The sequence below is a fragment of the Kineococcus gynurae genome (genome assembly GCF_042433995.1).
In the GTDB taxonomy this organism is placed as follows: Bacteria; Actinomycetota; Actinomycetes; order Actinomycetales; family Kineococcaceae; genus Kineococcus; species Kineococcus gynurae.
Genome location: NZ_JBHLUI010000008.1, coordinates 1079141 through 1092127, shown reverse-complemented (window position 1 = coordinate 1092127; position 12987 = coordinate 1079141). Strand labels below are relative to the sequence as shown.

Here is a 12987-nt window from a genome sequence, read left to right as displayed (position 1 = left end):
GACGGGCCCCGACCGGTCGGTCGGGGCCCGTCCTCGTCGGTGCGGGTCAGCGCTGCTGCAGCATCTCCGCGGCCAGGAAGGCGAGCTCCAGGCTCTGCTGGTGGTTGAGCCGCGGGTCGCAGAGCGACTCGTAGCGGGTGGCCAGGCCGGCGTCGTCGATGTCGAAGGCGCCGCCGAGGCACTCGGTGACGTCGTCACCGGTCAGCTCGACGTGCAGACCGCCGGGGACCGTCCCGAGCGTGGCGTGCACCTCGAAGAAGCCGCGGACCTCCTCGACCACGTCGTCGAACCGCCGCGTCTTGTAGCCCGACTGCGACGTGATCGTGTTGCCGTGCATGGGGTCGCAGACCCAGGTGACGACCCGGCCGGAGTCGCGGACCCCGGCGACGAGGGCCGGCAGCGCCTCCCGGATCACCCCGGCCCCCATGCGGGAGATGAAGGTCAGCCGGCCCGGCTCGTTGAACGGGTCGATCCGGTCGGCCAGCGCCAGGGCGTCCGCCACCGACGTCTTCGGGCCGAGCTTGACCCCGATGGGGTTGCGCACCCGGGCGGCGAAGTCGACGTGGGCGCCGTCGAGCTGACGGGTGCGCTCCCCGATCCAGATCATGTGGGCCGAGGTGTCGTAGGGGCCGCCCTGCCGCACGTCGGCGGAGGTCGGACCGCTCAGCGGCGGTTCCTCGTCCAGGGTCCGGGTCAGCGGCCGCTCGTAGTCGAGCAGCAGCGCCTCGTGGCTGGCGAAGAACTGCACCGTGCGCAGCGCGTCGAAGTCGGCGCCGCAGGCGGCCATGAACCGCATGGCCTTGTCGACGTCCTTGGCCAGGGCGTCGTAGCGGGCGTTGGCGGTGGTGGCGGCGAACCCGCGGTTCCACTCGTGGACCTTGCGCAGGTCCGCGTAGCCACCGGTGGTGAAGGCCCGGATGAGGTTCAGCGTCGCCGAGGCCGTGTGGTAGGCCCGCAGCAGCCGCTGCGGGTCCGGGGTGCGGCCCTCGGCGGTGAAGGAGAAGTCGTTGACGGCGTCGCCGCGGTAGGCGGGCAGCGTCACGTCGCCGCGGGTCTCCAGGTTGGAGCTGCGCGGCTTGGAGAACTGCCCGGCCATCCGGCCGACCTTGATGACCGGCAGGCCGCCGCCGTAGGTGAGGACCGCCGACATCTGCAGCATGGTCTTGACCCGACGACGGATGCCGTCGGCGGTGGCCCCGGCGAAGGTCTCGGCGCAGTCCCCGCCCTGCAGCAGGAACGCCTCACCGCGCGCGGCCTGGGCCAGCTGGGCGCGGAGCTGGTCGGCCTCGCCCGCGAACACCAGGGGCGGGTAGGAGGCGAGCTCGGCGTGCACCTGGGCCAGCGCGGCGGCGTCGGGCCACTCCGGCTGCTGGGCGGCGGGCAGGTCCGGCCACGCGGTCGCGGCGGGACCGGTCACGGGGACGGTCGTCGTCGTGGGAGAACTCACCCGGGCAGTCTCCCACCTGCGCCGCCCGCTCCGGACCATCCCCGATCACCCGGGCGGGACAGGTCACCGGGGTGGCCTACCAGCGCAGGTCGGCGGTCTCGGCGATCCGTTCGGCGGGCACCGTCCGCAGGACGTCGGTGCCCTCCGCCAGCGGCACCTGCACGACCGCGCTGCCCCGCAGCGCCGCCATGGTCCCGAACTCCCCTCGGGCGATCGCCTCGATCGCCGAGAGCCCGAAGCGGGTGGCCAGGATGCGGTCGGCGGCCGTGGGGCTGCCCCCGCGCACGAGGTGGCCGAGCACGGTGACCCGGGTGGAGACCTTGGGCAGGCGGGTGGCGAGCTCACGTTCCAGCTGCTCCCCCGCCCCGCCGAGCTGCACGTGCCCGAACGCGTCCAGCGGGGCGTCGCGGACGGCGTCGGCCCCGGCGACCGCGGCCCCCTCGGAGACCACCAGCAGCGGGGCGCGGCCCTCGGCGAGGACGCGCTCGACGGTCGCGGCGACGGCGTCGAGGTCGACGGGGACCTCCGGCAGCAGGGTGACGTGGGCGCCCGCCGCGAGCCCGGTGTGCAGCGCGATCCACCCCGCGTGGCGGCCCATCACCTCGACGATCATGGCCCGGTGGTGGGAGGCCCCGGTGGTGACCAGCCGGTCGCAGCACTCGACCGCGGTCTGCACGGCGGTGTCGAACCCGAACGTGGAGTCGGTCCCCGACAGGTCGTTGTCGATCGTCTTGGGGGCCCCGACGACGGCCACCCCCGCCGCGGTCAGCCGCGTCGCGACCCCGAGGGTGTCCTCCCCGCCGATGGCGAGCAGCGCGTCGACCCCGACGTCGGCGAGCGCCGAGCGGACCTCGGCGACCCCGTGCTCGACGGAGTCCTTGAACGGGTTGGTCCGGCTGGAGCCGAGCAGGGTGCCCCCGACGTCCAGCAGGGACCGCACACCCGCCTCGTCGAGGTCGACCACGTCGCGGTCCAGGACCCCCCGCCAGCCGTCGCGGAAGCCGAGGAACTCCATGCCGTGACGCTGCGTCCCGGCCACGACCGCGGCCCGGATGACGGCGTTGAGGCCGGGGCAGTCCCCGCCCCCGGTCAGGATCCCGACGCGCACGTGCGACCTCCCTGTCGTGGGCGCCGCGGGATGATCCGCGGCGATCGCGGCAGACTCTGCCACGCCGGAGGGACGGGACGGTCGAGGACCCCGGTCAACGCTCCGGCGCGTCGCGACCCCTCCGGCGGGCCAGCTGCTGGTTGACCCCGGCGCGGGCCGCGTACTCGTCCACGTACTCCTGCCCGGACAGCGACCGGATGGCGGCCATGACCTCCTCGGTCACCGCGCGCACGACGGTCTCGTCGTCGGCCTGCGCGCTGCGGTCGGAGAAGTCCAGCGGGGCCCCGACGACGACGCCGACCCGGCGGATGCGGGGCAGCACGCGGTGCTTCGGGATGACCTTCTCGGTGCCGACCATGGCGACCGGCAGCACCGGCACCCCCGAGCGCAGCGCGATCCGGGCGACCCCGGTCCGCCCCCGGTAGAGCCGGCCGTCCGGGGAGCGCGTGCCCTCGGGGTAGATGCCGAACAGCTCGCCGTCCTCGAGCACCGCGAGGGCCCCGGCGAGCGCCGCCTCGGCCGCCCGGCCCCCCGTGCGGTCGACCGGCAGCTGCCCGATCCCCCGGAAGAACATCGCCGAGAACCGCCCCTTCACGCCCCGGCCGGTGAAGAACTCGGCCTTGGCGATGAAGGTGATGCGCCGCGGCACGACCACGGGCAGCACGACGGCGTCGATGATCGAGAGGTGGTTGCTGGCGAGGATCGCCGGACCCCGCGCCGGGACGTGGTCCAGGCCCCGGACCCAGGGCCGCAGGACGAGCTTGAGGGCCGGGTCGGCCACGAGCAGCTTGATGAGCCAGTAGAGCACCGGAGGGCCTTTCCGTGCGGTCCGGCCGAGGGGTCCCGGGGCGCTCCGGCGACCGGGCCGGTTCCCGCCCGGAGCCTAGCCGGGGCGGGTCGCGGCGGCTCCGTCGCGGGAACCCTCCCGGCGGGTCCCGCCCCGGTGGGTACCCGTCCCGGAGGGTGCCCGCGTGGATGCCCGCGTGGATGCCGGCGGGGATGGTCGCGGGTGACGCCGGGGATCTCCTGCCGGCGCACAGCACCGGGTCGGGCGGGCGCGGACCGGGTGCGGACCGGGTGCGGACCGGGTGCGGACGGCGTGCACGAGACGGCCCGGACCGCCTCGACCGGGGCGCATCCCCGTGACACGATGGGGTGTGCCTGCTGACCCGGACGACGGTTCCGGACCCCTCGACGTCGACGCGGCCTTCGCCGAGATCGTCGCCCGCTGGCACGACCCGCAGCCTTCCGCCGGCCCCGTCCGGCCCGTCCATCCCCTCGCCCCCGCCCCGACCGACGACGGCGGAGCCCCGGACGCCCGGCCCGAGCGACGCCCCGGCGGCGCGGACGAGCCCCGGTCCGACCCGGACGGCGCGGACCCGGGTGACGCGTCCGCCAGGAGGCCGACCCCACCGCAGGCCGACCCGACCGGGACCGACGCTCCCGCCGCCGCCCAGCGTCCCGAGGTGGGCCGGCCGGACCAGCCGCGTCCCGACCAGCTGCGTCCCGACCAGCTGCGTCCCGACTCGGCCTGCACGATCCGCCCGGCCCGGCCGCTCCCCCCCGCCCCGCGCGAGGACGCCCTGCCCGGTCGCCACGTGCGTCCCGAGGGCCCGCCCGCCCACGCCACGCATCGTGAGGACCGGGAGCCGCGGACCGACCGAGACGAGTTCGACTGGCTGGACGAGGGGTTCACCCCCGCCGAACCCGCTCCGCTCCCCCGCGACGTCCTGGGCTGGGCCGCCTGGGCCGCGGTCATCGGCGCCCCCCTGGTCCTGCTGGTGCTGGCCCTGACCTGGCACTCGGTGCCCTCGCTGCTCACCGCCGCCATCGCCGCGGTCTTCGTGGGCGGGTTCGCGACGCTGGTCGTGCGGTTGCCCTCCTCGCGGGACGACGACGACGACGGCGCGGTCGTCTAGACGGCAACCGATCCCGACCGAGCCCGCCTCAGCCGAGCGGCACCCGCAGGTCGGCGACCAGGACGAGGTGGTCGGTGGCCGCGACCGCGTCGGCCCCGACGTCGGGCGTCCACACCCGCTCGACCGTCACCCGCCGGTCGACCAGCACCGCGTCGATGCGGCGGCGGGGGGCGCGGGCGGGGAACGTCGGGAAGGTGGACCCGACCTGCTCGGCGGCGTCGGACAACCGCTCGCACAGGTAGCGACGGGCCGGTCCGTCGGCCTCGTTGAGGTCCCCGGCCAGGATCTCCGGCGTTCCGGCGGCCGAACCGGCCCCGGGCGGCGGGGTCGTGCAGACGCGGGTCGCGTGGTCGTGCCGTTCCGCCTCGTCCAGTCCCAGGTGGATGCTGCCGACCCGGACCGCGGCCCACGCGCCGTCGTCACCGGGCACCCGCACCTCGACCTCGGCGACCCCGCGCCGGCGGACGGGACGGCGCCCCCGCCAGAACGGGGTGGGCAGGGCCCGCACGGCGCCGGCGACGACGTCGACGCGGTCGGTCGCGAGGACCGCGGTGCCGGCACCGGCCCGGCCGAGCGCGACCGTGCGCAGCCCGAGGTCGCGGGCCAGCGCGGTCGCCCGGTGCCGGGTCCAGATCCGGGTGGGGACCTCCTGCAGGCAGAGCACGTCGGCCCCGGTCGCGGCCAGCACCCGCCGCAGGGCGGCCCGGTCGTCGGCGCACTCACGGACGTTCGCGCTGGCCAGGCGCAGGGCGACCGTCCCACCGGCGGCGGAGGTCCCGCCCACGGGACCCCTCAGCCCCAGCCGCGGGACAGGTCGGCGGACCCGACGAGACCGGCCTGGGGGCCGAGCTCGGCGCGCGCGATGCGCAGCTCGGGCCGGAACCCGCGCCCGGTCAGCGTGCGGCGGTAGGCCTCGCGGGCCGGACCGAGCAGCAGCTCGTCGGCGTCGGAGACCCCCCCGCCGATGACGACCGTGCCCGGGTCGAGGGCCGCGGCCAGGTTGGCGATGCCGATCCCGAGCCAGCGTCCGACGTCCTCGAACAGCTCGGTGGCGGCCGGGTCCCCGCCCCGGGCGGCCTCGGTGACCAGGGGGCCGGTGATGGCCTCGGGGTCACCCCCGGCCATGTCCAGCAGGCGGTGCGCGACCGGGGAGTTGGCCCGGGCGAGCTCCCGGGCCTCGCGCACCAACGCGTTGCCCGAGGCGTACTGCTCCCAGCAACCGCGGTTGCCGCACTCGCAGCGGTGACCGCCCGGCACCACGATCATGTGCCCGAACTCGCCGGCGATCCCGTAGCGGCCGCGCTGCACGCTGCCCGAGGTGACGATGCCCCCGCCGATGCCCGTCCCGAGCGTCACGCAGAGCAGGCGGCTCTCGCCCCGTCCGGCCCCGAAGCGGTACTCACCCCAGGCCGCGGCGTTGGCGTCGTTCTCGACGACGGTCCGCCGGCCCACGCGCCGCCCCAGCCGGGCGCGCACCCGTCGTTCGACGGCCTCGCGCAACGGTTCGTGGCGCCAGGCGAGGTGGGGGGCGAACAGGACGGTGGACCGTTCGGCGTCGACGAACCCGGCGGCCCCGATGCCGACGGAGACGATGTCGTGGTCGCGCGCGAACTCCTCGACGATCTCGGCGATGGTGTCCTCGACCCCCTGCGGGGAGGTGGTCGGGGTGACCCGACGCAGCTGGGCGACGACGCGCCCCTCGCCGTCGACGACGCCGGCCGCGACCTTGGTCCCACCGATGTCGATACCCACAGCGGGACCGTCCCCGATGAGGGCCCGACGGGTCTGCTGGCGCAACCGCTGGCGCAGCTCGGCCCGGCGCGGGTCCGGCGTGCGGGCGGCCCGGGCGGCCGCCTTGCGGGGGATCACCGGTTTGACGGTGGCCTTGCGGGGGGTGGCCTTGCGGGGTGTCGCCATCGTCATCCTCTCAAGCCCGGCGGGCCAGGTCAGCGGCGCCGATCATGCCTGCCTCGCCGCCGCGCTGCGCGACGCGCAGGGGCGGGGCGTCCCGATGGGTCCGGCCGGACAGGGTGGCCGCGAACCGCTCCCGGGCGGGTTCCAGGAGCAGGTCGCCCGCCGCGCAGACCCCGCCGCCGACCACGATGACCTCCGGGTCGAGCACGGCGGTGAAGGTGGCGCACGCCTCGCCCAGCCACCGCCCGAGGTCGGCCAGCAGCTCCACGCAGCCCGCGTCGCCCGCCTGGGCCAGACGCGTGATGGTCGGGCCGTCGACCTTCTCCGGGTCGCCGCCCGCGGAGTCGAGCAGGGCGGCCCCGGCCGCGGAACCGCTGCGCAGCAACTCCTTCCCGCGCCGGACCAGCGAGTTCCCGGAGACGTACTGCTCCCAGCAGCCGGTGTTGCCGCACCCGCAGGGCAGCCCGTCCGGCACGGCCCGCGCGTGGCCGACCTCGGCCGCGGCGCCCGAGGCCCCGCGCTGCAGGCGCCCGCCGGAGACGATGCCGCCGCCCAGTCCGGTCCCGAGGGTGAGCATCAGCAGGTCGTCGACCCCGGCGCCGGAGGCGTCCAGGCCCCCGCCGAAGCGGTACTCGCCCCAGGCCGCGGCGTTGGCGTCGTTCTCGACCACGACCGTCCCGTCGCCGAGCGGACCGCCGGACCGTTCACGCAACCGCGCCCGCAGGTGCTCGGCCAACGGCTCGTCGCGCCAGGCCAGGTTGGGGGCGAAGACGACGGTGGAGCGGGCCGCGTCGACGAACCCGGCGGCGGCCACCCCGACCGGGCCGATGCGGTGCGCGGCCGCCAGTTCGGCGATGGCGTCGACCACCGCGTCGGCGATCGCCCCCGGATCGGTCGCGGGGGTGTGCCGACGGGTCTCGCCGAGGATCTCCCCGCCCGGGCCGACCACCCCGGCCGCGATCTTCGTCCCGCCGATGTCGATGCCGACGGTGTGCCCGACCGGGACCTCCTCGACCGCACCCGGGCCGACCTCGGCGGCGGGCGTCGTGGCGCCGGGACCCGGCACGGGGGCGACGGCAGAGCGGGACGCAGGAGTCGGGCCGGACATGCGCTGCAGAACCCCCAGGGGACAGGACCGCGCCCGGATGCGCGAACTCCGCGCGTGAGGCTACCGCGCGTCCCGCCCCCCGCCGGACGACCGCCACCCTCCCGCCGTCACCCGCGCCGGCTCCCCCCGGTTCCTCCCCGCCCCGCCCTTACCCCCGTGATCGAAGAGGTCTTCCCTCCCGTCCCGTGGTCCCGTCCGGTCAGGCACGGGCTGTGACAGGCGGGACGAATTCCTTGATCACGGCGGGCAGGGGGCGGGCAGGGGGCGGGAAGGGGGGGCGGGTGCTGGGCGCGCGGGGGTGGGTCAGGGCAGCAGGAGTCCGAGCAGGGCCATGACGACCAGGAGCAACGCGGTCAGGGCCAGGCCCCCGCCCGCGGCGACGGCGATGCGCGCGCTGCGCGAGGCCAGCCGCGGGGGGCGGGACCGGTGCTCGCGGGCCAGGGCCGACAGGAGGGCGTCGGCCGGGTCGGGGGTCACCGGGGCTGCCGGGGCTGCCGTGGCTGCCGGCCGGGGTGCGGACCCTTGTGCGGGGGCCGCGGCGGGCGGCGCGGCGGCGGGGCCCGGGGCCGCGTGCGGGGTGGACCCGGGGCGGAAGTCCGGCGCGGGCTGCGGCGCGGAGCCGGGGGCGGTCGGGGCGTCGGGGGTGCGCAGGGCGGTGTGGCAGAGCAGGCACCACTCCTGCCGCGCGACGGCGCGGGCGCCGCACCCGGGGCACACGGGGCGGTCAGGGCGCCCGGGAGGCCCGGAACCCCTGGTCGGGGCGGGGACCGGGGCGCCCGCGGGGGGCACGGGAGTGGACGTCACGTCCGTCGACCTCCTGGACCGCTGCCGGCGCCACGGCGGCGCCTCGTCTCGTCTGGAGCGGTCGCACCGGGCCCGGGTCGTCCCCTCCGAGCCCGGCGGACCGTTCCCCGTGATGGTCGGCACGTCGAGGCCGTTCCTGTAGTCCCGTCCGTACCGCGCGTGAGGCGCTGACCCGACCGGACGGTTCACCGGAGCGGCAGCCGGGCGCCTCGCGGCTCACAGGGTATGTTCGGCGCCTGGTCGCCGGAGACGTCGCGGGCGACCTCGCCCACCGGTCGAGCCCGGCCGGGGACCGACCGATCGACGGCCCGGGCCGCGAGGAGAAGACCGTGCGCACCATCAGCGAGGCCCCGCTCGTCCCGCCGATCGACCAGGGCAACATCACCGACTGCGTGACCGCGGCCGCGAGCGAGGAACCCCGCCGGCCCGTCGTCGCCCGCAAGCAGGCCGACGGGAGCTGGGCCGACGTCAGTGCGGCGGCCTTCCTCGAGGAGGTGCGGGCGCTGGCCAAGGGTCTGCTGGCCGCCGGTCTGCGCCCCGGCGACCGGGTCGGGATCATGAGCCGCACCCGCTACGAGTGGACCCTGGTCGACGTCGCCGTCTGGTTCGCGGGCGGGGTGGGCGTGCCGGTCTACGAGACGTCCTCCCCCGAGCAGGTCCGGTGGATCCTCTCCGACTCGGGCGCGGTCGCCTGCTTCGTCGAGACCACGGCCAACGCCGCCTGCGTCGCCGAGGTGCGCGCCGACCTCGCCGCGTTGCGCGACGTGTGGACCATCGACTCCGGTGCGGTCGCGGAGCTGACGACCGCCGGGCGCGACGTCGACGACGCCGAGCTGGAGCAGGCCCGGCGCAGCGCCTCCCCGCAGGACACGGCGACGATCATCTACACGTCGGGCACCACCGGGCGGCCCAAGGGCTGCGTGCTGACCCACGCGAACTTCGTCGACCTGAGCCGCAACGCGACCGAGGCGATCCCCGAGGTGCTGCGCGGCGAAGGGGCCGCGACGCTCCTCTTCCTCCCCCTGGCGCACGTCTTCGCCCGCTTCATCCAGGTGCTCTGCCTGAGCGCGCGGGTCAAGATCGGCCACACGTCGGACCCGAAGGACCTCATCGCCGACCTCGGTGGGTACCGCCCGACCTTCATCCTGGCCGTGCCCCGGGTGTTCCAGAAGGTCTACAACGGCGCCGAGCAGAAGGCGGCGGCCGCCGGGTCGGCCAAGGCCAAGATCTTCGCCGCCGCCTCGGCCACCGCCATCGCGTGGTCGCGGGCCGAGGAGCAGGGCAAGGTCGGGGTCGGCCTGCGCGCCCGGCACGCGCTGTTCGACCGGCTCGTCTACAGCAAGCTGCGGGCCCTGCTCGGTGGTCGGGTGCAGTACGCCGTCTCGGGTGGCGCGCCCATGGGCGAGCGCCTGGCGCACTTCTTCCGCGGGGTCGGGGTGACCGTCCTCGAGGGGTACGGGCTCACCGAGACCACGGCCCCGCTGTCGGTCGGGCGACCCGGGCGGCTCAAGGTCGGCACGGTCGGCCCGCCGCTGCCCGGGACGACGCTGGCCATCGCCGACGACGGCGAGATCCTCGCCAAGGGGGTCGGCGTCTTCTCCGCCTACCTGCACCGGCCCGAGGCGACCGCGGAGGCGATCACCGACGGCTGGTTCCACACCGGTGACCTCGGTGACGTCGACGTGCAGGGCTTCGTCCGGATCACCGGGCGCAAGAAGGACATCATCGTCACCGCGAACGGCAAGAACGTCGCACCCGCCGAGCTGGAGGACCGGATCCGTGCCCACCCGCTGGTCTCGCAGGTGGTCGTGGTCGGTGACGCCCGGCACTTCATCGGCGCGCTGGTGACCCTGGACCCGGAGGCGCTGCCCTCGTGGGGGAACCTGCACGGCAAGCCCGACCTGACGCTGGAGCGAGCCCTGCACGACCCCGACGTCGAGGCCGCCGTGCAGGCGGCGGTGGACACCGCCAACCGCTCGGTGAGCCGCGCGGAGTCGATCCGCAAGTTCCGTTTCCTGCCCGACGACTTCACCATCGAGAACGGGTACCTGACCCCGTCGCAGAAGGTGAAGCGGGCTGAGGTCCTGCGCGACTTCGCCGGCGAGGTGGACGCGCTCTACACGTGAGGTCCCCGCGCCTGACCCCGCCGCTCGTCGCGCTCGTCGCGACGGCGGTGATGCTCACCCTCGGCACCTACTCTGTCGTCCGCTACCGGTGGTGGTTGGTGGCCGGGTACGTCGTGGTCGCCGCGGTCCTGGTGGTGCTGGCCCGTCGCTGGCCCGACGACCGCGAGTTCGGCGAGGACGGTGCCGGCGGGCGGGTCGGCACCGGCGACGGACCCGGGGACCGCCACCCCGGACGGCACCCGGGTCCGCACCTCGCCCGCCGCGCCGGGGCGGGCGTGCTGGTCCTCGTGGCGGTGGTCCACCTGGCCGTGCCCGCCTTCACCTACGTGGCTCCCGGACCGGCCTGGGGGGTCCGGGCGGCCGCGGCGGCCGCCGCCCTGCTGGCCGCCGGCGCGCTGCTGCTCGGCCGCGACCGCACGGTCGTCGCGCTCGCGGCGCTCGGGTCGGCGACCACCTCCGTCGTGGTGATCCTCGGCGACCCCGCCCCCCGCATCGACGTCTGGGTGATCCTGCAGCAGGCGGCCGACGGGATGCTGCGCGGGGAACCCATGTACTCCGCGACGTGGGTGGGCTCCCCCGGGATCAGCGACGCCTTCGCCTACCTGCCCTTCACCGCCGTCCTCACCGCGCCCGGCCGCTGGCTGGCCGGGGACGTGCGGTGGGCGCTGGCCCTGCTGGTGCTGCTCTGCGGGCTGGCCCTCGCCGTCCTCGGGCGCTTCCGGGTGCCGGCGGTGACCGCCGCGGCGCTGCTCCTGCTCGCCCCGGGGGGTCCCACGCTCGTCGAGCAGGCCTGGACCGAACCGACCGTCCTCGTCGGGCTGCTGCTGGCCGCGGTGCTGCTGGCCCGCAACCGCGCGTGGTGGGCCGTCGTCCCGCTGGCGGTGGCCCTGGCCTCCAAGCAGCACGTCGTCCTGCTCCTGCCGCTCCTGGCCTGCTGGCCCCGCTTCGGCTGGCGACGCACCGTCGTCGCGGCGGGTGGCGCCGGGGCCCTGATGCTGCCGTGGTTCCTCGCGACCCCTGCCGACTTCGTGCACGACACCGTGCTGACGATGCTGCGCCTGCCCCCGCTGCGTTTCGCCGACACCGTCTACATCCTCGTGCTCACCGAGACCGGGGTTCAGCTGCCGTTCTGGGTGGTGGGGCTCGCCATCCTCGCCGTCGTCGCGGTCGCCGCCCGGGCGTTGCTGCGCCGACCGGTCGGACTGGGCGGGCTGCTGCTGTGGTCGGCGACCGTGCTGATGGTCGCCAACCTGGTGAACAAGCAGGCCTTCTACAACCAGTTCTGGCTGGTGGCCGCCCTCGTCCTGGCCGCGGTCGCGGTCACCGGGGCCGGGTCGAGCCGACCGCGCCTCACGACGTCGGCGGTTCGTCGACGTCCTGCCCCGCCAGCAGCGCGGCCAGTCGACGGGTCTGCTCCGACCAGCTCCAGCTCCGGCTGACCCACTCCCGCCCACGACGCCCGAACGCGGCCGCCGTGGCCGGGTCGAGCAGCAACCGCGCCACCCGGTCGGCGACCGCGGCGACGTCGCGACCGGGGACGACCCAGCCGTTCTCGCCGTCCAGGACCGCGTCGGGGGCCCCGCCGGAGTCGCCGGCCACCACCGGCAGGCCGGTCGCGGCCGCCTCCAGGTAGCAGATGCCGAGGGCCTCCGGTTCGAGACCGCCGAGCCGGGTCCGGGTGGGCATCGCGAAGACGTCCCCGGCGGCGTAGTAGGCGGGCGTCTGCGCCCAGGGGATCGCGCCGGTGAGCACGACGTGCTCCTCCAGACCGGCCCGCCGGACCTGGCGGTGCAGCGCCGCGCGCCGGGGACCGTCGCCGACGATCAGCAGCGCGGCGTCGGGGACCCGGCGCCGGATCGCGGGCAGCGCGGCGATCAGGACGTCCTGGCCCTTGCGGGCGACCAGGCGCGAGACGCACACGACGACGGGTCGCCCGAGCAGGCCGTACCGGGCCCGGACCGCCTCGCCCCCCGCGTCGGGACGGAAGGTCCCGGCGTCGACCCCCGGGGTCAGCCGCCGCATCCGGGCCCGGGCCGCGGGGCTCAGCGGCCGCTCGATGCGCGAGCGGCACCAGGGGCCGAGGTAGGTGAGCGTGTCGACCCGTTCCCCGATGCGGTGCAACGCCTCCCGCGACCCCGGCAGGCTGGACCACCAGGTCTCGTGCCCGTGGGTCGTGGCGACCGAACGCCGCGCACCGGCCCGGTGCAGGGCGGCGGCGGCCAGCCCCAGCGGAGCGGCGGCCCCGAACCAGACCCGGTCGACGTCGTGCTCCCGGGCGGTCGCGACGAGGCGCGACGTGATCGCCGGGGTCGGGACGAGGAGGGGGGCCGGGTCGCGCACGACATGGACGCCCCGGGCCGCGAGGTCGGCGTCGACCGCGAACGAACCGCGTTGCCGGGCGGTGTGCACGACGACCGTGGCGGCCGCACCCGTCGAGGCGGCGGGCAGCCGACGGGTCACCTCGGCCACGAAGCTCTCGATCCCACCCGTGCGTGGCGGGAAGTCGTTGGTGACGACGAGCGTGCTCACGGGGCCAGCCTGCCCGACCCGGCCGCGCGTCC

Annotated in this window: 11 protein-coding genes; 3 read left to right on the top strand and 8 right to left on the bottom strand. The window is 76.3% G+C overall.

Translation table 11 applies throughout. The features are described 5' to 3' along the window. Nucleotides 1–46 precede the first annotated feature (46 nt). The 3 genes from ACFFKU_RS11460 to ACFFKU_RS11450 form a co-directional block, all read right to left on the bottom strand. Complete coding sequence (locus ACFFKU_RS11460; RefSeq protein ID WP_380137982.1) at nt 47–1486, bottom strand: class II 3-deoxy-7-phosphoheptulonate synthase; 1440 nt, start codon at nt 1484–1486, stop codon at nt 47–49. 37 nt (nt 1487–1523) lie between these two features. Next, nucleotides 1524–2555, bottom strand: coding sequence for a 6-phosphofructokinase (locus tag ACFFKU_RS11455; RefSeq protein ID WP_380137980.1), 1032 nt, complete (start codon nt 2553–2555; stop codon nt 1524–1526). 94 nt (nt 2556–2649) lie between these two features. Further along, the gene (locus ACFFKU_RS11450) at nt 2650–3363 is read right to left on the bottom strand and encodes a lysophospholipid acyltransferase family protein (protein WP_380137979.1); all 714 of its coding nucleotides are present in this window, start codon (nt 3361–3363) and stop codon (nt 2650–2652) included. 349 nt (nt 3364–3712) lie between these two features. On the opposite strand from ACFFKU_RS11450, the gene ACFFKU_RS11445 reads away from it, so the two are divergent. Beyond that, nucleotides 3713–4474, top strand: coding sequence for a hypothetical protein (locus tag ACFFKU_RS11445; protein ID WP_380137978.1), 762 nt, complete (start codon nt 3713–3715; stop codon nt 4472–4474). A 28-nt stretch (nt 4475–4502) separates the two neighbouring features. Here the strand turns inward: ACFFKU_RS11445 and ACFFKU_RS11440 are convergent, their stop codons facing one another. From ACFFKU_RS11440 to ACFFKU_RS11425, 4 genes are all read right to left on the bottom strand, one after another. Then, complete coding sequence (locus tag ACFFKU_RS11440; RefSeq protein ID WP_380137977.1) at nt 4503–5258, bottom strand: endonuclease/exonuclease/phosphatase family protein; 756 nt, start codon at nt 5256–5258, stop codon at nt 4503–4505. Between the two features lie 8 nt (nt 5259–5266). Then, a complete protein-coding gene (locus tag ACFFKU_RS11435) occupies nt 5267–6391 on the bottom strand; it encodes an ROK family glucokinase (RefSeq protein WP_380137976.1) in 1125 nt (374 codons plus the stop codon). A gap of 10 nt (nt 6392–6401) precedes the next feature. Continuing rightward, a complete protein-coding gene (locus tag ACFFKU_RS11430; protein ID WP_380137975.1) occupies nt 6402–7454 on the bottom strand; it encodes an ROK family glucokinase in 1053 nt (350 codons plus the stop codon). Between the two features lie 345 nt (nt 7455–7799). Beyond that, the gene (locus tag ACFFKU_RS11425; RefSeq protein ID WP_380137974.1) at nt 7800–7973 is read right to left on the bottom strand and encodes a hypothetical protein; all 174 of its coding nucleotides are present in this window, start codon (nt 7971–7973) and stop codon (nt 7800–7802) included. A 656-nt stretch (nt 7974–8629) separates the two neighbouring features. On the opposite strand from ACFFKU_RS11425, the gene ACFFKU_RS11420 reads away from it, so the two are divergent. Then, complete coding sequence (locus ACFFKU_RS11420; RefSeq protein ID WP_380137972.1) at nt 8630–10426, top strand: AMP-dependent synthetase/ligase; 1797 nt, start codon at nt 8630–8632, stop codon at nt 10424–10426. Then, a complete protein-coding gene (locus ACFFKU_RS11415) occupies nt 10423–11865 on the top strand; it encodes a hypothetical protein (protein ID WP_380137971.1) in 1443 nt (480 codons plus the stop codon). The genes ACFFKU_RS11420 and ACFFKU_RS11415 overlap by 4 nt, the downstream gene beginning before the upstream one ends. Here the strand turns inward: ACFFKU_RS11415 and ACFFKU_RS11410 are convergent. Continuing rightward, the gene (locus tag ACFFKU_RS11410; RefSeq protein WP_380137969.1) at nt 11777–12955 is read right to left on the bottom strand and encodes a glycosyltransferase family 4 protein; all 1179 of its coding nucleotides are present in this window, start codon (nt 12953–12955) and stop codon (nt 11777–11779) included. The two genes, ACFFKU_RS11415 and ACFFKU_RS11410, sit on opposite strands and share 89 nt — an antisense overlap. Nucleotides 12956–12987: the final 32 nt, after the last annotated feature.

Excerpts from the sequence above, each read along its gene's own strand:
- ACFFKU_RS11460 (WP_380137982.1), bottom strand. The coding sequence starts at position 1,486 with ATGGTCCGGAGCGGGCGGCGCAGGTGGGAGACTGCCCGGGTGAGTTCT.
- ACFFKU_RS11435 (WP_380137976.1), bottom strand. The coding sequence starts at position 6,391 with ATGGCGACACCCCGCAAGGCCACCCCCCGCAAGGCCACCGTCAAACCG.